At 65.1% G+C, this 20,901-nt stretch carries 18 protein-coding genes and 3 pseudogenes; 8 read left to right on the top strand and 13 right to left on the bottom strand.

The window, feature by feature from the left end; all coding sequences use genetic code 11:
- Positions 1 to 251: 251 nt before the first annotated feature.
- The 6 genes from RHBS_RS06480 to RHBS_RS06460 all read left to right on the top strand — a co-directional run bounded on the left by RHBS_RS06480 (position 252) and on the right by RHBS_RS06460 (position 3,712).
- Positions 252 to 707, top strand: coding sequence for a hypothetical protein (locus tag RHBS_RS06480; protein ID WP_128645193.1), 456 nt, complete (start codon positions 252 to 254; stop codon positions 705 to 707).
- Positions 704 to 880: a hypothetical protein gene (locus RHBS_RS28805; RefSeq protein WP_183130136.1), complete on the top strand. Its 177-nt coding sequence runs from the start codon at positions 704 to 706 to the stop codon at positions 878 to 880. The genes RHBS_RS06480 and RHBS_RS28805 overlap by 4 nt, the downstream gene beginning before the upstream one ends.
- Before the next feature lie 351 nt (positions 881 to 1,231).
- Positions 1,232 to 1,759, top strand: coding sequence for a M50 family metallopeptidase (locus tag RHBS_RS28800; RefSeq protein WP_183130135.1), 528 nt, complete (start codon positions 1,232 to 1,234; stop codon positions 1,757 to 1,759).
- Positions 1,760 to 2,054: 295 nt separating this feature from the next.
- On the top strand, positions 2,055 to 2,552 hold the full coding sequence (locus tag RHBS_RS06470) for a hypothetical protein (protein WP_128645192.1): 498 nt from the start codon (positions 2,055 to 2,057) through the stop codon (positions 2,550 to 2,552).
- Positions 2,553 to 2,737: 185 nt separating this feature from the next.
- Positions 2,738 to 2,977 carry a hypothetical protein gene (locus RHBS_RS06465; RefSeq protein ID WP_121869685.1) on the top strand — a complete coding sequence of 80 codons (240 nt, stop codon included), beginning with the start codon at positions 2,738 to 2,740 and terminating at the stop codon, positions 2,975 to 2,977.
- Between the two features lie 3 nt (positions 2,978 to 2,980).
- Positions 2,981 to 3,712, top strand: coding sequence for an AAA family ATPase (locus RHBS_RS06460; protein WP_121869684.1), 732 nt, complete (start codon positions 2,981 to 2,983; stop codon positions 3,710 to 3,712).
- Here RHBS_RS06460 and RHBS_RS06455 read toward each other — a convergent pair.
- Entirely contained in the window at positions 3,697 to 4,686 is a 990-nt protein-coding gene (locus RHBS_RS06455; protein ID WP_121869683.1) for an AraC family transcriptional regulator, read from the bottom strand. The genes RHBS_RS06460 and RHBS_RS06455 overlap by 16 nt on opposite strands.
- Before the next feature lie 119 nt (positions 4,687 to 4,805).
- On the opposite strand from RHBS_RS06455, the gene RHBS_RS06450 reads away from it, so the two are divergent.
- Positions 4,806 to 5,297: a DUF1772 domain-containing protein gene (locus RHBS_RS06450; protein ID WP_121869682.1), complete on the top strand. Its 492-nt coding sequence runs from the start codon at positions 4,806 to 4,808 to the stop codon at positions 5,295 to 5,297.
- Here the strand turns inward: RHBS_RS06450 and RHBS_RS06445 are convergent.
- Positions 5,273 to 5,476, bottom strand: coding sequence for a hypothetical protein (locus RHBS_RS06445; RefSeq protein WP_141217065.1), 204 nt, complete (start codon positions 5,474 to 5,476; stop codon positions 5,273 to 5,275). The two genes, RHBS_RS06450 and RHBS_RS06445, sit on opposite strands and share 25 nt — an antisense overlap.
- A 58-nt stretch (positions 5,477 to 5,534) precedes the next feature.
- On the opposite strand from RHBS_RS06445, the gene RHBS_RS06440 reads away from it, so the two are divergent.
- On the top strand, positions 5,535 to 6,053 hold the full coding sequence (locus RHBS_RS06440; protein WP_121869681.1) for a DNA-deoxyinosine glycosylase: 519 nt from the start codon (positions 5,535 to 5,537) through the stop codon (positions 6,051 to 6,053).
- Here the strand turns inward: RHBS_RS06440 and RHBS_RS06435 are convergent.
- The 11 genes and pseudogenes from RHBS_RS06435 to RHBS_RS06390 form a co-directional block, all read right to left on the bottom strand.
- Positions 6,019 to 6,977: pseudogene (locus tag RHBS_RS06435) on the bottom strand (acyl-CoA thioesterase). The gene RHBS_RS06440 and the pseudogene RHBS_RS06435 sit on opposite strands and share 35 nt — an antisense overlap.
- Entirely contained in the window at positions 6,946 to 8,364 is a 1,419-nt protein-coding gene (gene pyk / locus RHBS_RS06430) for a pyruvate kinase (protein WP_121869679.1), read from the bottom strand. Before pyk ends, RHBS_RS06435 begins: the two are co-directional and overlap by 32 nt.
- A 122-nt stretch (positions 8,365 to 8,486) precedes the next feature.
- On the bottom strand, positions 8,487 to 10,004 hold the full coding sequence (locus RHBS_RS30285) for a glutamate synthase subunit beta (protein WP_237669050.1): 1,518 nt from the start codon (positions 10,002 to 10,004) through the stop codon (positions 8,487 to 8,489).
- Positions 9,990 to 14,567, bottom strand: a pseudogene (gene gltB / locus RHBS_RS06425) (glutamate synthase large subunit); the annotation flags it as partial. The gene RHBS_RS30285 and the pseudogene gltB, both read right to left, overlap by 15 nt.
- A 266-nt stretch (positions 14,568 to 14,833) precedes the next feature.
- Complete coding sequence (locus RHBS_RS32090; protein WP_374700540.1) at positions 14,834 to 15,436, bottom strand: TM2 domain-containing protein; 603 nt, start codon at positions 15,434 to 15,436, stop codon at positions 14,834 to 14,836.
- Between the two features lie 40 nt (positions 15,437 to 15,476).
- The gene (locus RHBS_RS06415; protein WP_128645191.1) at positions 15,477 to 16,157 is read right to left on the bottom strand and encodes a TM2 domain-containing protein; all 681 of its coding nucleotides are present in this window, start codon (positions 16,155 to 16,157) and stop codon (positions 15,477 to 15,479) included.
- A 228-nt stretch (positions 16,158 to 16,385) separates the two neighbouring features.
- Positions 16,386 to 17,407, bottom strand: a pseudogene (lgt, locus tag RHBS_RS06410) (prolipoprotein diacylglyceryl transferase).
- Positions 17,404 to 18,207 carry a tryptophan synthase subunit alpha gene (gene trpA, locus RHBS_RS06405; protein ID WP_121869675.1) on the bottom strand — a complete coding sequence of 268 codons (804 nt, stop codon included), beginning with the start codon at positions 18,205 to 18,207 and terminating at the stop codon, positions 17,404 to 17,406. The pseudogene lgt and the gene trpA overlap by 4 nt, the downstream one beginning before the upstream one ends.
- Positions 18,204 to 19,541 (bottom strand): tryptophan synthase subunit beta, encoded by a 1,338-nt coding sequence (gene trpB / locus RHBS_RS06400; protein WP_374700539.1) that lies wholly within the window; start codon positions 19,539 to 19,541, stop codon positions 18,204 to 18,206. Before trpB ends, trpA begins: the two co-directional genes overlap by 4 nt.
- Before the next feature lie 42 nt (positions 19,542 to 19,583).
- The gene (gene trpC, locus RHBS_RS06395; RefSeq protein WP_037192691.1) at positions 19,584 to 20,393 is read right to left on the bottom strand and encodes an indole-3-glycerol phosphate synthase TrpC; all 810 of its coding nucleotides are present in this window, start codon (positions 20,391 to 20,393) and stop codon (positions 19,584 to 19,586) included.
- A gap of 79 nt (positions 20,394 to 20,472) precedes the next feature.
- Positions 20,473 to 20,901: Trp biosynthesis-associated membrane protein (locus tag RHBS_RS06390; protein ID WP_187298397.1), on the bottom strand; the 429-nt coding region annotated here is incomplete at its 5' end.

Raw genomic sequence — 20,901 nt, 5'->3', positions numbered from 1 at the left:
CCGAGTAGCTTGCTCACCATGAAGCGAACACCGAGCGCCGAGGAGCATCCGATGAAGCCGTTTCGCCGACGTAGATTAGAACTGAGCACCGAGCGACCGAAGCTCGAACAGCACGCGCAACGTCTGCGGCGTCGGCGATGGCTGCCGAACGTCCTCCGTGCGGAGTTCAGCCTGAGTGACGAAATCTCGGCAATCGTTGCGCCGCTGACAGCTCGGATCGCACACGACCCGGTTCCGAGGCGTATGCCGAGATGGTGGACGAACTGGCCGATGCGGTGCTTGGATGCGTTCGCGAACTGGACCATCTGACCGGCAACGGTGACGATCAGCGCCGCACCGCGCACCTCAGCGAGGAAGACCGACGCCGAGCGTTGGATCTGCTGCGCAGCCACCGAGCCGGACAGCGGCCCGAGATCACCGAGGCAGACCTGGCGTCTGGTGCCTGGGCCGAGGCACTCGTCGAGCTGGCAGCGCCCGTATCTGGGCCGCTGTCCGACCTGCTGGGCCGCGCGTTGCCACCCGAGAAAGTGGACGTGTCGGTGTCCGAGTCGGTCGAGGCCGCGCTCCGAGAAGTCGACCGCCGCGCTCTGAGCCTCGAACGCCGACTAGACCGCCGAGCTGCCGACCGCGAGCTGTTCCACTCCACCCGCCCTGTCCCGGCCCCCTCTGTCGAGGACCAACTGGAAGAACTTGGAGTCACGTCGTGAAGAACGCATCCGGCAGTCTCGGAACCTACGACCATGCTCGGCAGAGCCCGACGCAGCTCGGTCTCGATCCGACGCCAGCTCCGACGACCAAACTCGGTGCGGATTACGTCCGAGCGGCGCAAAGCGGACGGCAGAGCTGGTCCCCGAACCTGATCGAGGCCGAGGGCGCGTGATGGCTGCCGACTGCACGAGCTGCGGTGCCGCCACCTCGAATCCTGACGCCGTTCCGGGTCGGTGGCGCTGCGCCGGGTGCCGTGTTGAGGTCGCGTGCACCTGCTGCACGGCAACGACCAGCGACCCGAACGTCGTGCACCCATGGCGCTGCCCGTCCTGTCAGCACTACTCGGGAAAGACGGCGAAGCATCGACGCGCCGCGATGCGTAAGAAGCGCCGAAAGCTTGACTGCGAGAGCAGCGGAACGCCGGGTCCCGCTGCTCACTGAGGATGTCCGGCTCGGTGCTGGCTGCGGGCCGACCGAGCCGGACACCCTCGCTCACTCCCACTTTTCAGAACGGACAACACACGTGAAGCTCTCCGACCTATCGCCCGCCGAACACCGCCGTATCGAGGTCGCGGTGCACGAAGCTGGACACGCGGTGCAGGTGATCCTTGCTGGCGGTCAGATCGCCGAAGTCAAGCTCAATGACGACGACCCCGACACGCCGGGCGAATGCTGGCACACCGATGTTCCGAAGGGTCGGGAACGTGAAGTCAGCTACGCCGGACCATGGGCAGAATCACGGTGGCGACACGGCGAAAGCCCCCGACTCCAGCATGTCCTGGCGTTGCTGGCGTCGAACGCCTCGGACTGCGACGACGTTGTTCGGAGCGACCGAGGTCTGCCGCGTGAGATCGAGAACCAGCTCGAAACCTGCTGGTCCTCGATCACGAAGCTGGCGGGCGCGCTGTTCGTGGACGGGCGACTGGACGACAGAACCGTCCGAGCCGCGCTCGGGATGGACGGCGACGAGCGTCACGATCGGATGGTCCGAGCCGCTATCCGATGCGGCGATGCACCGGGATCGTTCACCGTGCACCTGCCCTACGACTGACCAGTCGGCGTGCTTGACTCATCTGATGATTGCCCCCGATAACGGTGATAGTGACGAGCGCCTACTGAAGACTGCTAACGAGGTGAGGCGGACGATCGAAGCCAACCAACGAGCAGAGCAACTACTTTTCGTCCCGTCACCTGTGTTCGAAAGACTGCTCTGGCAGGTTTCGGGCGCGTGGGAGACGGCCATTGAAGAGATCCGATTCCTGCGGTACGCGACTGCCGAGACACCGCCGACGACCGCACCGTTCGTACACCCGGATGGTGAAAATGTCGCACGAGATATGCGCCGGATGGCAAAGAATCTCAACCTGGTCTTACCCAACGACACGATGTGGACCGACGAGGTCAAGCGCGCGAAGGCCATGCGAGACGATCTCGGACATATGCTCCATTTCAAGTCGATGGAGGGCGTAACTCCCAACCAGACAGCGACGATCCTGCGAGTGGCCTACAAAGAACCCGACGAGATGTCGACAGACGGTGGGTGGGCGAGACACGAACGACGAACCGTCACCATTACCGAGCAAGAGGCACGAGCGGTGCTGGCCGGTCTGCAGTACGTGAATCGTGGTCTGTTCGCGCTGCGTAAGTTCGGCGTCGAGTTTTCGACGTGGCCGGACGATCGTTCAGTCAAGGACGTCCTCGCCATCCTGCCGTGGTGGGTCGACGCGTGGGGTTCACAACTGCGCGACGAGGGATGGACAGCACCCACTATGCGGCAGTTGCGTATTCGCCCGAAAGCTGAGTTCGACGCGTCGCTTCCGCCCGAGATGCGACCCGAGTTCTGATGCATCAGAACGACCGTTCGATTCACCCCTCGGTGACCACATTCTGACCACATCGTGATGTCATGAGTGCTCACACGGACTCACTCGGGGTTGCCTCGAAAGTGCACGTCAGCGCGTGTGTTGTCGACCAAGGCCAATGTCAGCGAAACGCCGGATTAGAGTTCGAGTCTCACCGAGGGCACCACGTGAATGTAGCTCCGTTCGCGACGTCGGTAATCGTCTCCGTCGATCGCGCCTACAGTGGAGTGATGTACATACCCAGCAGTCTTCGTTGCCATGACACCAGTGCGGGCAGTTTGTGCGCAGCGAAGGTCGACCATCGGTTCGGGGATTCGGCGGACCAGTCTGCGCAGTGGGTCTACTACACCTGCAGCGCCGATTCCACCCACGAGACCGGTTACGTCGATCGCCTGGTCACTGCCTGAATCATGTTCGTAGAACGTGCCTACGTCCACGCCGACGATGTCGGATCGGACTGGCCCTTCACCGTGCCTGCCGTCGCCGACCTCGCTCGCGACGGACTCGAGTTCCTCGCACCGGTCACAATTCTGGTCGGCGACAACGGTTCCGGTAAATCGACCCTCGTCGAGGCGATCGCCGAGGGTTTCGGAATCGATGCCCGCGGCGGGCGGGCGGCGCAGCAATCCCGTCGACTCGACGAGGTGACCAGTGCCCTCGGTGAGGTGCTGGAGTTGGAAACCACTCCGCAGGGCGCTCGAATGCTTCGTGGCCCACGACTGAACAAGCGCGGCTTCTTCCTGCGCGCCGAGACCGCGTTCGACATGGCCGAAAAGCTCGGCGGCGTGCCGGGTTTCTGGGACGAGAACACCGCCGAGATGAGTCACGGCGAAGGGTTCCTTACCATGTTCGGTGCGATGTTGGCCGAACCCGGCTTCTACGTTCTGGACGAGCCGGAATCGGCCCTGTCGTTCACCGCGAGCCTGCAGCTCGTTGCACTGATGTCCGAGCTGGGCGACGAGGGCGCACAGATCGTCTGCGCCACGCACTCACCGATTCTGGCGTCGACCCCCGGTGCGGACATCGTCGAAGTCGGCGAACACGGTCTACGCCGAAGTACCTGGGACGAACTCGAATTGGTACAGCACTGGCGTCGCTACCTCGACGACCCGAACAGCTATCTCCGTCACCTGCTCGACTGACCGGCCATCGACACCGCTTCTCGGCGACGCACACGTCCCGGGGAGACGCCCGTCGCGCGCTTGAAGGCCTTACCGAACGCGGCCTCCGACAGATACCCACTGCGCCGGGCCAATTCGGCCAACACCACGTCCTCGGATCGCAACGTCTCGTATGCGACCTGCATCCGCCACGTTGCCAGATAGCTCATCGCGGAGTCGCCGACCAGCTCGGTGAAACGTGCCGAGAACGCCGAACGGGACATGTTCACCCTCGACGCCAAATCCGCAACGGTCCACCGCTCGTGAGGGTGTCGATGGATCAGCGCCAACGCCGTTCCGATCCGATCGTCCTGCAATGCTCCGAGCCAACCCGACTGCGCGCCCGGCGTGTTCGCGATCCACGACCGCAACGCGTGGATCACCAGAATGTCGGACAGCCGGGTGATCACCGCTTCTCCCCCGGGCTCGAGCACGCGCGCTTCGTCCGCGACCATGGCCAGAATGTTCTGCATCCTCGATTGCCTCGGGCCGGGATCGACGTCGACCACCACCAGCGCGGGCAGCAGGCGAACGAGCTTCTGCGCTGCCGGATGATCCAGTCGCACCGCCCCGCAGACGAGAGTCGCAACCCTGCCGGCACCGCCCGCATCGTGAGTGATCACCGCGTAGCGATCGCTGACGTACTCGTGCGCGAGGTCGTGGACGCTCGTCGCACGAACAGACGCGTCGACGCCTGCGGTCAGCACGTGCCCTCGCCCGTGCGGTACCAACGCGAAATCGCCGGGCACCAACTCACGCGTCGGCTCGCCGGGAACCGACAACACGCAGCCACCGTCGACGACCGTGTGAAACCACAGCGCATCCTCCATGGCGGGCAGTGCGAGACCCCAGGATCCGCTCAACTCGGAGCGCACGTAGAACGATCCGGTCATCCGTAGAAAGTGCAGCGCTTCACCCAGGGGGTCGGACGACTTCCAGGGATCCGCGCCGCGCATGCCCCGATCGTCTCACGAGTTGGACGATCGGACATCGAATGCGGCCTTTCGGGCATTGTCCATCCAGCTTCTCGAGGCCACAGTGGAGAACAGGACATAGCCGACCGAAGGGAACCACCGTGCTGGACCGAATGCTCGCGGTCACCACCGCCGTTGCCGCCGTCGGATGCGGGCTGGTGGCAGGAGTGCTGCTCGCCTTCTCCATCAGCGTGCTCCCCGGCCTGGCAACACTGCCGGTGCCCGACGCGATCGCCGCGATGCAGCGCTTCAATAAGGCGATTATCGATCCGGTGTTTCTCGGCTTGTTTTTCGGAACGGCCGGATCCTGCACTCTCGCAGCGATTCTCACCCTATCGGCCGGTGGGGGTTCACCCGTGCTCGTCGTGAGCGGAGCCGTTCTCTACGTTCTCGGAAGCTTCGCGATCACGGCCGTTGCGAACGTCCCCCTCAACGACGCCTTGGCCGGTGTGGATCCCGGCAGCGCAGCGGGTGCCGAGGCCTGGCAGAACTTCCGCGAGAAATGGACGCGATGGAACAACGTCAGGACGGTCGCCGCGACTGCCGCCTGCGCCGTTCTGATCCTCGGTCAGGGCAGATCGGCACTGGGCTGATCGGACACCGAATCCTGGTGCCGCTTGCGGATTTCTTCCTCGAACCGCGCAATGAGGTGGTCGGTGTCGGCAGTCGAGACATCCCGCGCGCCTTCGTCCATCGCGGCGTCACGACCTCGACGCAGTGCGGCGAGTTCGGCTTCGAGTTCGTTGTTGTCGAGTACGCGTGGATCCAACATGACCTCCATTGTGGTCCCCCGTCCGGTGCGTCCGCGGGGATTTGCTGTAATCGCTGTCATGAACGTCGTGCACAGCTTCGCACCGATTCTCGGCCGAGGCGCAACCACCTTGATCCTGGGCTCCATGCCCGGTGTGGCGTCACTGGCCGCGCAGCAGTACTACGCGCACCCGCGAAATGCGTTCTGGCCGATCATGGGAACGCTGTTCGGTGCGGGCCCGGAACTTCTCTACGCCGAACGCACCGAGCGTCTGCGCAGCCATGGCGTCGCGGTGTGGGATGTGCTGAAGCTGTGCACGCGAGAGGGAAGCCTGGATTCGGCGATCGTTGAATCCTCCATCGAGACAAACGATTTCGAGAAGATGTTCGACGAGAACCCCGGCATCGACAGGGTGTTCTTCAACGGAGCCAAGGCCGCCGAGAGCTACCGTCGCCACGTGAAGACGGTGACGCCCCACGTGACGTTCACTCGACTACCGTCGACCAGCCCTGCGCTCGCCTCGCTCGATCTCGCCGCGAAGACGCAGGCGTGGTCGACTGCCCTCAGGCCCGCTCCCGCTTCGGGAAGTGCCGAATGAGACCTTCCTGCACGACGGTGGCCAGCAGCTGGCCGTCCATCGAGAAGAACCGTCCGGTGGCCAGGCCACGGGACCCGGCCGCGACCGGTGATTCGGTGGCGTAGAGAGCCCACTCGTCGAATCGGAACGGGCGGTGGAACCAGATGGAATGGTTGACCGTCGCCGCAACGATGCGATCGAGTCCCCAGGACAGACCGTGGGTGGTGATGATCGAGTCGAGCACCGTGGTGTCCGACGCGTAGCCCATGGTCGCGGCGTGAAAGATCGAGCGTCGGGCAGATCGCCGTCGGCTTTCATCCAGACCCGATTGTGGTTGAGCTTCTCGCCGGTGCCGTGCATGATCCACGCCGGATCGTTCGCGTAGCGCATGTCGATCGGCTTGAGGGCGTCGACGAACATCTGCAGGCGGTCCTCGTACCCGACGAAGTGATCGCCGAGCGGTGGCAGTGCGTCGGGGTACGGAACCTCGGGCACCTCCACGCTGTGCTCTAGCCCCTTACCGAAATCCTGGAAGGCGGCGAGCATGACGAACAGCTCGTTGCCGTCCTGCAGTGCGGTGACCTGACGGTTGGCGAAAGCGCGCCCGTCACGTTGCCGAGATACCCGGTACTCGATGGGCTTCTTGACGTCGCCGCCGCGGATGAAGTGCGCATTGATCGCATGCACGTCCCGCGAGGTACCGGAGACGGTGCGGCCGGCCGCGATCAGGCCTTGAGCAACGAGCTGCCCCCCGAACGTACGGCTGCCCACCTGCTCGGGGTGAACGCCGACGAACACGTCCTCCTCGATCTCCTCCAGTGCGAGGAGATCGAGGAGCGTCTCGAGATCGGTCTTCACCGCTGTACTGCTCGACGCGCTTTCGCTGACGCCGGTTCCCCCCCGCTTCGACCACTTACCGGTCCTCTTCTCCGATTCGGTGCACATGGATCAAGTTGGTCGAGCCTACTGTGCCGGGAGGGGCACCGGCCACGATCACGACCTGATCGCCCTTGCTGTATCGACCCAGCTCGAGCAGCGCCCGGTCCACCTCCTTGACCATCGCGTCCGTGGAACCCACATCCGGGACCAGGAACGTTTCGGTTCCCCAGCTCAGCGACAATTGGCTGCGGACCTCGGAGATGGAGGTGAAGGCGAGCAACGGAAGCTTGGTGTGCAGACGAGCCAACCGTCGAACGGTGTCACCCGACTGAGTGAACGCCACGAGTGCCTTCGCGTCCAGGCGCTCGCCGATGTCACGAGCGGCGTAGGAGATGACGCCACGCTTGGTGCGCGGGACGTGCGTCAGCGGAGGAACACTGTCACCCTCGGTCTCGACCGTCTCGACGATGCGGGCCATGGTCCGAACGGTTTCCATCACGTACTTACCCACCGAGGTCTCACCGGAGAGCATGACCGCGTCGGTACCGTCGAGCACGGCGTTGGCGACGTCGGACGCCTCGGCGCGGGTCGGGCGGGAGTTCTCGATCATCGATTCGAGCATCTGGGTCGCGACGATAACGGGCTTGGCGTTGGCGCGGGCGATCTGGATGGCGCGCTTCTGCACCAGCGGCACCTGCTCGAGGGGCAGCTCGACGCCGAGGTCACCACGGGCGACCATGATCGCGTCGAAGGCGAGCACGATGGCCTCGAGGTTGTCGACGGCCTCGGGCTTCTCGAGCTTGGCGATGACAGGAACTCGGCGGCCGACGCGGTCCATCACTGCGTGGACGAGTTCGACGTCCGCGGGAGAGCGCACGAACGACAGCGCGATGAAGTCGCATCCCAGAGCGAGGGCGAACTCGAGGTCGGCGATGTCCTTCTCGCTCATGGCGGGAACGGACACGTCCATGCCCGGCAGGGACACACCCTTGTTGTTGCTGACCGGCCCACCTTCGGTGACACGGCACAGTACGTCGTTGCCTTCGACGCCGGTGACCACGAGGCCGACCTTGCCGTCGTCGACGAGCAGGCGATCGCCTTCCTTGGCGTCCTGGGCCAGCTCCTTGTAGGTGGTCGACACCCGGTCGTGAGTGCCCTCGCAATCTTCGACGGTGATTCGGATCAGCTCGCCGGCCGCCCAGGTGGTCGAGCCCTCGGCGAAACGCCCGAGACGAATCTTCGGTCCCTGCAGATCGGCCAGAATGCCCACGGCTTTGCCGGTGGCGTCCGATGCTGCTCGAACCCTCTCGTAGTTGGCCTGATGATCGGGGTGATCACCATGGCTGAAGTTCAGTCGTGCGACATCCATTCCACTCTCGACGAGTTCGCGGATGCGCTCTGTGGTTGCGGTTGCGGGTCCAAGGGTGCAGACAATCTTAGTACGTCGGCTCACGAAAGCGAGCCTAGCCGCTGGACGCCGCGTTCTCTATCGCAGACGCATCCACCCGAATACTACCGATCGGTAGCCACGCTACCCTGCTGCTGGGACGGTCTGTACCGGTTCAGAGACGGGGGTCACACGACCGCCAGGGGCAGTGCAGTCGGGTGTACCGGCGACGGCAATTCCGAGTGCCCGGTGAGGAAAGCATCGACACCGTTGGCCGCCGAACGACCCTCCGCGATCGCCCACACGACCAGCGATGCACCGCGATGCGCATCCCCGCACACGAACACCCCGGGTGCCGTGGTCTGCCAATCGGGACCACACGAGAGTGCGCCCCGCTTGGTCAACGTGAGTCCGTACTCGTCGAGTAAAGGACCGTGCTCGACGCCCTCGAAACCGATGGCGAACAACGCCAGATCACAGGGCAATTCGATCTCCTCCCCGATGGGCGTGACGATGCGTCGACCGTCCGCGTCGCGCTGCACCTCCACCTCGGCGAGCACCATCGCGCGAACGTGCCCGCGCTCGTCACCGAGGAATCGCTGGACGGCGACCTGATGACGCACGACGCCACCCTCCGCGTGCGCGGGTGAGGTGCGCAGCACCAGCGGCCACGACGGCCACGGCGAGAGACTTTCGTCGCGAGCCCCGGGCAGCGCAGGGTTGTAGTCGAGCTGCGTCACCGACGCAGCACCCTGTCGGTGAGCCGTTCCCAGGCAGTCTGCTCCGGTATCGCCACCGCCGATGATGACCACATGCTTGTCCGCAGCGGAGATGGAGGTGGGACCGTCGCCCTCGCATTCCTTGTTCGACGGCACCAGATGCTCCATGGCCAGGTGGATACCGTCGAGCTCGCGACCGATGACCTCGGCATTGTCACGGGCCCGCAGAGCGCCGACCGCGAGAACGACTGCGTCGAACGATTCGCGTAGTTGCTCGACGGTGAAGTCGATGCCGACCTCGCAGTCGGTGACGAAATGTGTTCCCTCGGCGCGCATCTGCATGAGGCGCTGATCGAGCACGGACTTCTCGAGCTTGAACTCGGGGATGCCGTAGCGGAGCAGTCCGCCGAGACGATCGTCTCGCTCGTACACGGTGACGTCGTGCCCGGCGCGGGTGAGCTGTTGCGCCGCAGCCAATCCCGCAGGACCGGATCCGACGACCGCGACCCGCTTGCCGGTGGTGATCGTCGGCGGCTGCGGAACGATGCAGCCGTCCTCCCAGGCCAGGTCCGCGATGGTCTGCTCGACCCGCTTGATCGTCACGCTTCCGCCGGTGGCCGCCTCGGAGATCGACAGCACACACGCCGACTCACACGGGGCCGGGCACACCCGACCGGTGAACTCCGGAAAATTGTTGGTCGCATGCAGTCGGTCGCTGGCCGCATCCCAGCGGCCGCGGCGCACCAGGTCGTTCCACTCGGGAATCAGATTTCCCAACGGGCAGCCCGCAGTTCCCGAGTGGCAGAACGGGATACCGCAGTCCATGCAGCGACGCGCCTGATCGGAGACCTCGGCGGCACGCTCGCTCGTGGGCTGGTGCGAGTACACCTCGTTCCAGTCCTTGACGCGCTCGCCGATCGGACGCTTGACGGCCTCGCGCTTGACGACTTTCAGAAATCCCTGTGGATCAGCACGTGCAGCCTCCATGATCGCAGCATCGACGTCGCGCCCTTCGGCGCGCGCCATTCTTGTCGCTTCCAGCACTCGCTGGTAGTCGACGGGCATGACTTTGGTGAACAACGCGGACCTGCGGGGCCAGTCGGCCAGCAACGAGGTCGCGACGGTAGAACCGGTCCAGCGCTGATGATTCTCGACGGTCTCACGCAGCCACACCAGATCGTCCGGGTTGGGCACCTGCAGTTCGACCATCGCCATGTTCACGTCCGCCGGATCGAGACCGAGGACGAACGCGATGCCGCCGGACATACCCGCCGCCATGTTGCGACCGGTGGGCCCGAGCACCACGACACGACCGCCGGTCATGTACTCGAACGCGTGGTCGCCTACGCCCTCGTTCACCGCGATCGCTCCCGAGTTACGGACCGCGAACCGCTCCCCTGCCTTACCGCGCAGGTACACCTCACCCGAGGTGGCACCGTAGAGAATCGTGTTTCCTGCGATCACGTTGTCCTCTGCGACGAACGGCGCATCGTCAGCGGGCCGCACGACTATTCGGCCGCCCGACAATCCCTTACCGACATAGTCGTTCGCGTCACCGACCAGGTCGATCGTGATCCCCGGCGGCAGGAAGGCCCCGAGAGACTGACCGGCGGATCCGGTGAACGCGATGCGAATGGTGTCGTCCGGCAACCCGACCGCGCCGTAGCGCCGGGTGACCTCGGACCCCAGGAGCGTTCCGACCGTGCGATTGACGTTGCGTACCGGCAGCTCGAGCTTCACCGGATGGGCGTCCTCGAGCGCTCCCTCGGCCAGTTGGATCAGCGTCCGATCCAGCGCGAGATCCAGACCGTGATCCTGCGCTCGGAGACGTCGACGCTGCGTCATCGGGGCACCGTGTCGGTCGACGGGCATCGCGAAGATCGGCGCGAGATCGAGTCCCTTGCTCTTCCAGTGCGCCACTCCGGCTGCCGTCTCGAGCACGTCGGCGTGACCGACCGCCTCGTCGATACTCCGGAAACCGAGCTGCGCGAGGTACTTTCGCACATCCTCGGCGATGAACTTGAAGAAGTCCTCGAGGAACTCGGGCTTGCCGGTGAACCGCTTGCGCAGCTCCGGGTTCTGCGTCGCGACACCGACCGGGCAGGTGTCGAGGTGGCAGACGCGCATCATGATGCATCCCGCCACGATCAGCGGGGCCGTCGAGAACCCGAACTCCTCCGCGCCGAGCAGCGCCGCAACGATGACGTCGCGTCCGGTGCGCATGCCGCCGTCGCACTGCACCGTGATGCGATCGCGTAGGCCGTTGAGCACCAGCGTCTGCTGGGCGTCGGCGAGGCCGATCTCCCACGGAGCGCCTGCATGCTTGAGCGATGTCAACGGCGCAGCACCGGTTCCGCCGTCGTATCCGGAGATCAGGACGACATCGGCGTGTGCCTTGCTCACGCCCGTCGCCACCGTGCCGACGCCGACGGAACTGACGAGTTTGACGTGTACGCGAGCCTTCTCGTTGGCGTTCTTGAGATCGTGGATCAGCTGTGCGAGATCCTCGATCGAGTAGATGTCGTGGTGCGGGGGCGGCGAGATGAGGCCGACACCGGGCGTCGAATGTCGGGTCTTGGCCACCCACGGATACACCTTGTAGCCGGGCAGCTGACCGCCCTCGCCCGGCTTGGCACCCTGCGCCATCTTGATCTGAATGTCCGTGGCATTGACCAGGTAGTCGCTGGTGACACCGAACCGACCACTGGCGACCTGCTTGACGGCACTGCGCCGCGTCGGGTCGTAGAGCCGGTCGACGTCCTCGCCGCCCTCACCCGAGTTGGACCGTCCGCCGAGATTGTTCATCGCGACGGCCATCGTCTCGTGCGCCTCGGCGGAGATCGATCCGTAGCTCATCGCGCCGGTGTTGAACCGCGTGACGATCGACTCGACCGATTCCACCTCGTCGAGCGGAACCGGCGGCCTGACACCGTCCTTGAACTCGAACAGACCGCGCAGTGCACCGCCTTCGCGAGCGAGCCGGTCCACCTCGTCGGTGTACTTCTGGAACACGTCGTATCGGCCGGTACGCGTTGCGTGCTGCAGCAGGAACACCGTCTCGGGGGTGAAAAGGTGCAGCTCGCCTTCGCGCCGGAACTGGTATTCGCCGCCGATCTCCAACCGGCGATGGACACGGTCGGTCGGATTCTCGGGGTACGCCCGACGATGGCGTAGCTTGACCTCCTCGGCGAGCACGTCGAGACCGACGCCGCCGAGCTTGCTGACCGTGCCTTTGAAGTACTCGCGCACCACCTCGCGGTCGAGACCGACGGCCTCGAAAACCTGTGCGCCGGTGTAGGACCCGACGGTGGAGATGCCCATCTTCGACATCACCTTCAGTACGCCCTTGCCGAGCCCGTACAGATAGTTCCGTACCGCGATCGTCGTTTCGACTCCGGTGAGTTCGCCCTCGCCGACCAGATCCTCGATCGACTCCATCGCCAGATACGGGTTGACCGCTGCGGCACCGAAGCCGATGAGCAGGGCCAGATGATGCACCTCGCGCGCGTCGCCGGATTCGACGACGAGTGCGATCTTGGTGCGCTCCTTGGTGCGAACCAAGTGGTGGTGCACCGCCGAGGTGGCCAGCAGCGACGGGATCGGGGCCCGAGTGTGGTCCGAATCGCGATCGGAGATGATCAGCGTGGTGTACCCCGCAGCGATCGCCTCCGACGCCCGGGCACGCAACTCCTCGATGGCCTCGGCGAGACCTTCGCCGCCGCGCTCGACCTCGTACAGCCCACGCAACACCGTGGCCGACAGTCCCGGATGGTCGCCGTCGTCGTTGATGTGAATGATCTTGTTGAGCTCGTCGTTGTCGAGCACCGGCCACGGCAACACGATCTGCCTGCACGACGCCGCAGTGGGCTCGAGCAGGTTCTGCTCCGGACCCATCACCCGCGCGAGCGAGGTCACGATCTCCTCGCGGATCGAATCGAGCGGCGGGTTGGTGACCTGCGCGAACAGTTCGATGAAGTAGTCGTAGAGCTGACGCGACCGCTGCGACATCACTGCGGCCGGGGTATCGGTACCCATCGAACCGAGCGGCTCGCCCCCGGATGCGGCCATCGGCGTCAACACGACGCGTAGGTCCTCCTCGGTGTAGCCGAACGCGACCTGTCGGCGCACCACCGAGTCGTGGTTGTACTGGATGTGAGCACGCTCGGGCAGACTCTTGATCTCGAGCAGGCCCGCATGCAGCCACTCCTGGTACGGATGCTCGGTTGCCAGTTGGAGTTTGATCTCCTCGTCCGGCACGAGACGTCCGGCGACGGTGTCGATCAGGAACATCTTTCCGGGCTCGAGGCGACCCTTGGCGACGACCTCGGACTGCGGCACGTCGAGCACGCCTGCCTCGCTGGCGAGGATGACACGGCCGTCCGCCGTCTGCCACCAGCGGCCGGGGCGAAGACCGTTGCGGTCCAGCACGGCTCCGACATAGCTACCGTCGGTGAACGTCACGCAGGCCGGACCGTCCCACGCCTCCATCATCGACGAATGGAACTGGTAGAACGCTCGTACCCGTGGATCCATCGTGCGGTGGTTCTCCCACGGCTCGGGCACCATCATCATCACCACGTGCGGCACGCTGCGCCCGCCCAGGTGCAGCAGTTCGAGCACCTCGTCCAAGGACACCGAGTCCGAGGCATCGGGGTTGCAGATGGGGAACAAACGCTCCAGGTCCCCAGGGATCAGGTCGCTCGACAGCAGCGCTTCGCGAGCCCGCATCCGGTTTCGGTTGCCTTTGACGGTGTTGATCTCACCGTTGTGCGCAACGTAGCGATGCGGATGCGCCAGCGGCCACGACGGGAACGTGTTGGTCGAGAAGCGACTGTGCACGATGGCAATGGCGCTCTTGCACAAGGGGTTACGCAGTTCCGGGAAGTACAGCGGCAGCTGCATCGTGGTGAGCATGCCCTTGTAGACGATGGTGCGCGAGGACAACGACGGAAAGAACAGCCCCGACCCCTCGGCCTCGATCTCGGGGGTGACTCGCTCGGAACGCTTGCGTAATCCGTACACCAACCGGTCGAGAGCGAGACCGGCCGGACGCGTGCCGTCGACCTCGGGGGCGGTGACGTAGAGGTAGCTCATGTACGGCATGCAGCCGAGGGCGGTGAGGCCCACGTCGGCTCGATCGGGATCGACCTCGACCGGAACCCAGCCCAGGATGTCCAGACCTTCTTCGGCCGCAACGGATTCGACGCGCTCGACGGCCATCGCTCGTTCACGGATGCCCTGCGGCAGAAAACACACCCCGGCCGCGAACGTGTTGTCCCCGTCGGCTCCGGCCGCGGGCAGATCGAAGGGTGCAAGGGAGGCGAGGAGTTCGACCGGCAGCTGAATCAGAATACCCGCGCCGTCACCACTGTTGGGCTCGGCACCGGCAGCTCCGCGATGCTCCAGGTTCTCCAGTGCCAGAACCCCGTCGGCGACGATCGCGTGGGAGCGGCGACCGGCGATGTCGGCGATCATCGCCACGCCACAGGAATCCTTCTCCGAGCTCGGGTCGTACAGACCTTGCTCCGCAGGCATCCGAGAAAACAGCACCACGATCACCTCCACGTAGGCCGGTGGGGTGCGTGAAGGGCGGTGCAGTGTCATCGACCTGCACCGGAAGTCTCGGCAACCCCGCCGGCTGGTCGGCTCGAATCGACCGAAACGGTCGGATGAGCCGAATTGAACTGCCTGTCGGGAATTCACCGGGACAGCTCTGGCCCGCGAAAGAAACCGGGATCTCTCCCGGTTGTCGAAATCGTAGCAGCTGGCGTTGGCATCGATGCAATCGCGAATGCCGGCTGCGACGAATACGATCGTCAGTCGCGCAGCGGCCGACCGTGTTGATCGCGCACGCTGCCGGTGAGCATCATGATGCCGTCGATCAACGGCCAGATCCCGCCGATACCGCAGGTGAGCCACGTAACGGCGATCTGCGCCACCGCCATGCCCGGCTGGTTGAGATAGAAGCGCCCGGCTCCGAACGCGCCCAACAGAATGCCGAGCAGACCTGCCGTCAGCTTCTGCTTGTCGGAGAACGGCTCACCGGTGACCGGGTGCCTACCGTACGGAGCCATCGGGTCCATGTAACCGGGCCCGCCTGCGTACTGGGGACCGCCGTATTGGGGACCGTACTGCCCGCCCGCATACGGCGGGGGCGGCGGCGCACCGTACTGTCCGGAACCGTCGGATGGTGGTGGGTAACCGGCACCGGGCGGAGGTCCGAATTGCCCCTGATCGTCGGCGTCTGGAGTGCCGTAGTTGGGGGTGCTGTAGTTCGGGGTGGTGTAGTTCGGGTCGGGAGCCCCGTACACGGGACCCGAACCTGCGGGAGAGCCTTTGTCGAACGAGATGGTCGGCTCCGACGGAGTGGATCCGTCGCCCGAGGATCCGTCCGAGGACGATGTACCTGAGTCACTCACGTCGAGCTCCCTTACGTCCGTTGCAGTATCAGCAAGGGCATCAGTCTCTCAGTTTTCGCCCCTGAGCGTCCGTCACATTGCCCACCAGTATCAGCACGCCGTCGGCCACGTGCCATACGAAGAGCCCGAACAGCAGGATCACTCCGAGGCCGAACACCGCGGTGAGGAGAAATCCGACGAAGAACAGAAGCAACTGCGCGACGCCGATACCGGTACTTCCGATGTAGAAGCGGCCGACTCCCAACCAACCGAGAAACAGCTGCAGCAGGCCACCCACGATCTTGGACTTGTCCGACAACGGCACGCCGGTCACCGGATCGCGCCCGTACGGTGCATCGGGGCCAACGCCGAACGCGGGTCCACCCGGATAGCCGGCGGGTACGCCGTAGCCCTGCTGACCGTAACCCTGCTGTTGACCGAACCCCTGCTGGCCGTAAACCTGCTGGCCGAAACCCTGCTGCGGGTAGCCCTGCTGACCGTAACCCTGCTGTTGACCGAAGCCCTGCTGGCCGAAAGCCTGCTGCGGGTAGCCCTGCTGCCCGAAGTTCTGCTGCGGGTAGCCCTGCTGCCCGTAGTTCTGCTGCTGGTAGCCCTGCTGACCGTAATTCGGCTGCTGACCGTAACCCTGCTGTGGGTAGCTGGGGGGTGCCGGAAATCCACCGAGCGGATTGTCGGTACTGCTGTCCGCGCTCGCGCCGGGTAGCTCGGCGTGCTGGACCAACCCGGGCCGTTTCCGATGCCGGAGTACGTGTCCCACCCCGGGCCGGTCGGACCGGTCGGACCGTGCGAGGGCGCGGACTCCGAGGTTCCGGGCGGCTCCGAGAGCGACGCTTCGGCGGTGGCGTCGTAGTCGAACGGCGTGCCGAACGACGCGGTCGGATTCGACCCGCTGTCGCTCGAATCGGCGGTGGAATCCGGTTCGGGGTCGGGCTGAGGGGTCTTGTCGAAATCAACCACGCGTACTGCCTTCTTCCTCGGCTTTCTTGTCGGACGCCTGAGTGGGCTGCTCGTCCACGGTGCCTGCGTCCGTGGTGTCGTCGATCGGCGTCGGGCCCGAGCCTTCCGCATCCGAGGAGGCGTCCTCGGAAGCAGTCTCGTGATCCACGTCGTCGTTCGATCTCAGTGTCGCCGGTTCTTCACGGCCCTTGGTGGCGATCACGAAGTACGCGAGCGCCAGCACGAAGATGATGGCGGAGGTGAAAGTGTTGATGCGTATGCCTGCGATCGTCGTGGCGAAGTCGTCGCGCATGAGTTCCACCCAGAACCGTCCTGCGCAGTATCCGGCCACGTACAGCGCGAACAGTCGACCGTGGCCGATCGTGTACTTGCGGTCTACGAGAACCAGAAGCACGACGACTGCCACGCTCCACAGCAGCTCGTACAGGAAGGTCGGATGCACCACTTTTTCCACGAAACCGGTCGAGACTCCGTTGAGTGGATCGAGCCGTCCATCGGCGTCGACCCGTTCGTAGATCTCCAGACCCCACGGCTGTGTGGTGTCGCGGCCGTACAGTTCCTGGTTGAAGTAGTTGCCGATGCGGCCGATCGCCTGGGCCAGCAGAATCGGGGGGCCGACGGCGTCACCGAACGCGGGCAACGGAATTCCGCGTCGACGGCAGGCGATCCAGGCACCGACGCCACCGAGGAACACCGCTCCCCAGATTCCGAGCCCGCCGTTCCAGACGTACAGCGCTTCGATCGGGTTTCCGCCGGGACCGAAGTACGTCTTCCAGTCGGTTGCCACGTGGTACAGACGCCCGCCCAGCAGACCGAACGGGACGGCCCAGACTGCGACGTCGAGGACTGTGCCTTGGTTCCACCTCGGGCCACCCAGCGTCGATCACCCCACACGACGGCAACGACGATGCCGATGATGATGAACAGGGCGTAGGCCCGCAGAGCCAGCGGTCCGACGTGCCACACCCCCTGCGGCGGACTGGGAATGTAGGCCAGGATCGCGGTCGAAGTCACGACGCTACGTTAGCCGAACGGACACCCTCGGCGAGTTCCGTCGTCAGGTCGCGCACGGCGTCGAGTCCCTTGTCGACGGCACTGACCAATGCCGAACCGACGATCACCGCGTCGGCATAGCGGGCAATTTCCGCAGCCTGCGCGCCCGAGCGGACCCCCAGCCCCACGCCGATGGGAATGTCGGAGTGTTGACGGATGCGCGCCGAGAGTGCGGGGGCCATCGAGGACACCGCGTCGCGTGCACCGGTGACGCCCATCGTCGAGGCCGCGTAGACGAAGCCACTACTGGCTTCGACGGTGCTGGCGAGCCGCTCCTCGGTGGACGACGGGGCGACGAGGAAGATTCGATCGAGTTCGTAGCGATTCGAGACCTCGATCCATTCCTGCGCCTCGTCGGGAATGAGATCCGGGGTGATGATTCCGAGCCCACCCGCGTTTGCGAGGTCACGGGCGAAGTTCTCGATGCCGTACTTGAGCACGAGGTTCCAGTAGGTCATGACGACCGCTTTTCCGCCCGCTGCAGCGACCTGCTCGGTGACGGCGAAGACGTCCTTCACCCGGGCTCCGGCTCGCAGCGCCACATCTGCTGCGGCCTGGATCGTGGGCCCGTCCATCACCGGATCGGAATACGGAATGCCCACCTCGACGATGTCGCATCCGGCGTCGACCATCGTCTTGAACACCTCGACCGATCGCGGCACCGTCGGAAAACCAGCCGGCAGGTACCCGACGAGTGCTGCGCGCCCTTCGGTACGGCACTGCGCGAAGGTCCCCGAGAGGCGGGAGTCGTTGTTGCTCATGGCTTGATACCTGCTTCGTCGTCCACGTTCGCTTCGCCGTCTCCGTCGATCAGACCGAACCATTCGGCCGCGGTGTCGACGTCCTTGTCGCCGCGTCCGGAGAGGTTGACCAGGATGATCGCGTCCTTGCCCAACTCCTTGCCGAGGGTGAGCGCACCGGCGATGGCGTGCGAGGACTCGATGGCCGGGATGATGCCTTCGGTGCGGCACAGCAGCTTGAAGGCGTTCATGGCTTCGGTATCGGTGATGCCGCGGTACTCGGCCCGACCGATGTCGTGCAGGTACGAGTGCTCCGGACCGACGCCCGGGTAGTCCAATCCCGCTGAGATGGAATGCGAGTCGACGGTCTGACCGTCCTCGTCCTGCAGCAGGTAGGAGTACGCACCGTGCAGGGCTCCTGGACTTCCACCGCTGATCGTCGCCGCGTGGCGTCCGGTCTCGACGCCGTCGCCTGCCGCCTCGAAGCCGATCAGCCGAACATCGGCGTCGTCGATGAAGGCGTGGAAGATTCCGATTGCGTTGGAGCCACCACCGACACAGGCCGCGATGGCGTCGGGCAGCCTTCCCGTGGACGCGAGCACCTGCTGCCGCGCCTCGAGGCCGATGATGCGTTGGAAATCGCGCACCATCACCGGAAAGGGGTGTGGTCCGGCGACGGTACCGAAGCAGTAGTACGTGTTGTCCGCGTTGGTGACCCAGTCGCGCAGCGCCTCGTTGATGGCATCCTTGAGGGTGCGCGATCCGGACTTCACGGCCACGACACTGGACCCGAGCAGACGCATCCGAGCGACGTTGAGCGCCTGCCGTTCGGTGTCGACCTCGCCCATGTACACGACACACTCGAGTCCGAGGAGCGCGCACGCCGTGGCGGTGGCCACTCCGTGCTGGCCCGCGCCCGTCTCGGCGATGATCCGTGTCTTGCCCATACGCTTGGCCAGGAGCACCTGGCCGAGGACGTTGTTGATCTTGTGAGAACCGGTGTGGTTGAGGTCTTCTCGCTTGAGGAGAATCCGAGCGCCGCCTGCGTGCTCGGACAACCGCGTCGCCTCGAAGACCGGCGAGGGGCGACCGGTGTAATCGCGCTGCAGTCGGTCGAGTTCACCGAGGAACTCGTTGTCGCTGCGCACCTTCTCGTACTCGGCGGTGACTTCCTCGATCACACCCATCAACGCCTCGGGCACGAATCTGCCGCCGTAGACACCGAAATGGCCGCCCACATCGGGCTCGTGCGCGCTGCGATCGGTGAGGCCGATGCTGCTCTGCGGCAGATCAGCGCCCTTGAAACGAACTGCCTGCGGGGCGTCCGTGATGGAAGAAGAATTGCTGGTGCTCACCGGTCCAGTGTGCCCCAACGGCGGACCGCCGCCGCGCTCGGGTCAGCGTGCGGGCTTGGGGCAGGACGGATGCGTTCCCGCCGTCACCAGGTCCGAGACGGCCGTGCGCGGATCGCCTGCGGTGACCAAACCCTCGCCGACGAGTACCGCGTCGGCACCGGCACCGGCGTAGGCGAGCAGATCTGCAGTGCCACGCACCCCGGACTCCGCGATGCGAATGATCTCGCTGGGCAACCCGGGCGCGATGCGGCCGAAGCTGTCACGATCGATCTCGAGTGTCTTCAGATTGCGGGCGTTGATACCGATGACGCTGGCACCGGCCTCGAGGGCGCGATCCGCCTCGGCCTCGGTGTGCACCTCGACCAGCGCCGTCATACCCAGCGACTCGGTGCGGTCGAGCAACGACGTCAATGCGTCCTGCTCGAGCGCCGCGACGATCAGCAGGATCACGTCTGCACCGTGCGCCCGAGCCTCGTGAATCTGGTACGGACCGACGATGAAGTCCTTGCGCAGCACGGGAATCGAGACGGCGGCACGGACTGCGTCGAGGTCTGCGAGTGACCCGTGGAACCGACGCTCCTCGGTCAGAACGCTGATGATGCGAGCGCCGCCCTGCTCGTACGCGCGGGCAAGAACGGCCGGATCACCGATGTCTGCAAGAGCTCCCTTGGACGGGCTCGCCCGCTTCACTTCGGCGATGACGCCGATGCCGTCCTCACGGAGGGCAGCTGCCGCGTCGAGGGGGGCCGGGGCTGCCTTCGCTGCTGCTTTCACGGCGGCGAAATCGACCACCGATTCACGCGCGGCCACGTCGGCTCGTACACCGTCGAGAATCGAGTCGAGAACGGTCATGGTGCCCCCAGTCCTTTCTGAGCGTCGACGTCCGATGTGAGGAATCTCATCGGGGTCGGATCTAGCGTAGAGGTCCGTTTCAATCAGACGAACGCCGGGTACCGGACTCGTCGGTAGGGTCCTCACCGGCGTCGAGCGCGTCCCACATCATGCGTTCGGTGAGGTCCTCTCCCTCGTCCTGCACACCGGCACCGGATGCCGTGGTGCGCGCACGCCGAGCGACCTCGTCGCGTCGCACCGCCGGGGCGTCGTACTTGGACGAGAGTACTTGCGGGGCAAACGTTTTCCGAATCGACACCACGGCAGCAGCGAAGGCGCAGACTGCACCGACGAGGGTGACGATCGCCGGCAGAACCGAGACGTCCGTCATCGACACCTGGGCGCGTGCCGGAAGCTCCGCCAGCGCCGCGGACTCCGAATCGGATGCCCCGGCAATGAGCAATCGAACCGCCGGAATCGCGGCCGCCACGGCCACCACCGCGATCAACAGGGCCAGCACCCGAGAGGC

Source organism: Rhodococcus sp. BS-15 (genome assembly GCF_000813105.1).
In the GTDB taxonomy this organism is placed as follows: domain Bacteria; phylum Actinomycetota; class Actinomycetes; order Mycobacteriales; family Mycobacteriaceae; genus Rhodococcoides.
This window is presented reverse-complemented; position numbering and strand designations above follow the sequence as displayed.

Coding starts and splice junctions, on each gene's coding strand:
- trpA (WP_121869675.1), bottom strand. CDS start 18,207: ATGAGCAACAACGACTCCCGCCTCTCGGGGACCTTCGCGCAGTGCCGT.
- RHBS_RS06480 (WP_128645193.1), top strand. CDS start 252: ATGGTGGACGAACTGGCCGATGCGGTGCTTGGATGCGTTCGCGAACTG.
- RHBS_RS06460 (WP_121869684.1), top strand. CDS start 2,981: ATGTTCGTAGAACGTGCCTACGTCCACGCCGACGATGTCGGATCGGAC.
- RHBS_RS06445 (WP_141217065.1), bottom strand. CDS start 5,476: ATGTTGGATCCACGCGTACTCGACAACAACGAACTCGAAGCCGAACTC.
- RHBS_RS06470 (WP_128645192.1), top strand. CDS start 2,055: ATGGCAAAGAATCTCAACCTGGTCTTACCCAACGACACGATGTGGACC.
- RHBS_RS06455 (WP_121869683.1), bottom strand. CDS start 4,686: ATGCGCGGCGCGGATCCCTGGAAGTCGTCCGACCCCCTGGGTGAAGCG.
- RHBS_RS06440 (WP_121869681.1), top strand. CDS start 5,535: ATGAACGTCGTGCACAGCTTCGCACCGATTCTCGGCCGAGGCGCAACC.
- trpC (WP_037192691.1), bottom strand. CDS start 20,393: ATGACCGTTCTCGACTCGATTCTCGACGGTGTACGAGCCGACGTGGCC.
- RHBS_RS30285 (WP_237669050.1), bottom strand. CDS start 10,004: ATGGAGGCTGCACGTGCTGATCCACAGGGATTTCTGAAAGTCGTCAAG.